Origin of the sequence: Alkalihalobacillus alcalophilus ATCC 27647 = CGMCC 1.3604, assembly GCF_000292245.2 — a bacterium.
In the GTDB taxonomy this organism is placed as follows: domain Bacteria; phylum Bacillota; class Bacilli; order Bacillales; family Bacillaceae_D; genus Alkalihalobacillus; species Alkalihalobacillus alcalophilus.
Window position 1 is genome coordinate 1 of record NZ_ALPT02000153.1, and the last position, 1,805, is coordinate 1,805.

General features: G+C 41.5%; 1 protein-coding gene. It reads right to left on the reverse strand.

Going from position 1 to position 1,805, the window contains the following annotated elements:
* Positions 1-150: 150 nt before the first annotated feature.
* Entirely contained in the window at positions 151-1,380 is a 1,230-nt protein-coding gene (locus BALCAV_RS20725) for an IS110 family RNA-guided transposase (RefSeq protein ID WP_004427085.1), read from the reverse strand.
* Between the last annotated feature and the right edge of the window lie 425 nt (positions 1,381-1,805).

Sequence of the window (1,805 nt, forward strand, 5' to 3'; positions counted from 1 at the left end):
AAAAAGTCCTGCGGTAATATGTCAAGACAATAAAACAAAAGAATTGGAAATTTTTTAAGTAATTTTAGGCAAAAAGACAATGCTTAAGAAACCCAGTATTATTTGTAAAATACTGGAATTTAATGAAGGTAAGTTAGGGTCTTTTTCCCCTTAGTTATTCACCTTCCTTCTAGGCGTGTAAATTTGGTCATTGCGTAGCAGCGCATCAACCAAACGCACAAGTTTTCTTGCGGTTAAGACGAGTGCTCTTTTGTGTTTGTGCTTAGGAACTTCTTGATACTTTTTCTGGTAGTACGCATGAAACTCATCATCAAAACGTTTCACCGAATTGGCAGCTTCAACAAGGTAGAAACGGAGATAACGGTTACCAGAACGAATCATTTTCGTCTCCTCAGCTTGAAATTTACCAGATTGGTGCTTAGACCATACGAGCCCAGCGTATTTAGCCACAGAGGCTTGGTCTTTAAAGCGCTCGATACTGCCTAACTCGGCTAAAATACCAGCACAATAAACTGGACCAATGCCTGGAATGGTTTGAAGGGTGTTTGGAATACCATCCAATACCTTTGAAATGGCTTTATCCAACTCTTTAATTTGTTTTGTAATACTACGAATGGACTCAATGGAAGTAGCTAACAAAATGTCAATGGAATCCTCAACACACTTGGATAAACGATAGGATGAGCGTGCCGCTTTTTGGATAGATCTAGCAATACATTCCGCATCAGCAAAGCGATTTCTTGCTTTCTCTTGAAGAAAATGAGCGAGTTCATCCACATTCATAGACCCAATTTCGTCAAGACTATATTGTTCGAGTAGTAATTCGAGGATGGCGTTACCAAAGACAGAGCTTTCTACTTCCGTGGTGAAAGAACTGCATTTATAAAACAAGTGTTGTAAGAAATATTGTTTTTCCCTCGTCAGATTGTGAACGAGGTGGTATCTCATTCGTGTCAGACGTTGGAGAGCAATGTACTGTTCCTGCATGACACTTGTCAAAGGCAGACGACCAAAACGAAGGCGATCAGCAATAATCCAAGCATCGATATGATCGTTCTTATCGAGGTCGACATAGGCTTCTTTAAACTTTTTAATAAGCTTTGGATTGATGGTATACACCTTGGTATGAAAGCCTTGAAGGCCCTGATCTTCGTGAAAAAACATAGCAGGATGCCAGCTGTAGACAGATGTTGATTCTAGCCCAATCTGAATGTCTTGAGGCATGAGCTTTTTAGCGAAGTGCATGATTTGATCACGAAGATAGGAAGCGCCTGTGAGATTATTTTGAACGATAGGAGAACCAAGAGTTTCTCCATCAGGCCCCATGATACAAGCCTTCATATCTTGAGAACTAACGTCAATTCCAACAAATAACTTCATAAGGGATAACCTCCTTTCGATTTAGGATCTTGGGAAATTTGGACTCTTCGGGATGCCCCCAGTGGACTTGTCGGTCAATCACCCTCGCGTATGAGAACACACCCTGATCCATGAGCTGCCTGGAAGCCGCTACTTCCAGCATGGGTTGCCAGAGGGAACAGCCTGCGGGTTAGAAGTTCGAACAAGAACTGAGGAGACAGACTTTTTAAGTAGTCGAAGCTACAGGAGAAAAAAGACTTTCCCCAAACGATCCTAAGACCATTATCTAGGGACATCGCGAAGAGTCCAACCCCATTTTTCAAAATTTTTCAGAAGAGGGGGGCTAGCCCCCCTCTTCTGAAAGGGACTCTCTATGAAGTTATCAAAGAACAAATATCAACTGGTAATTCCCCAAAAACAAAGGGCTAAATATAATATACGAGGAG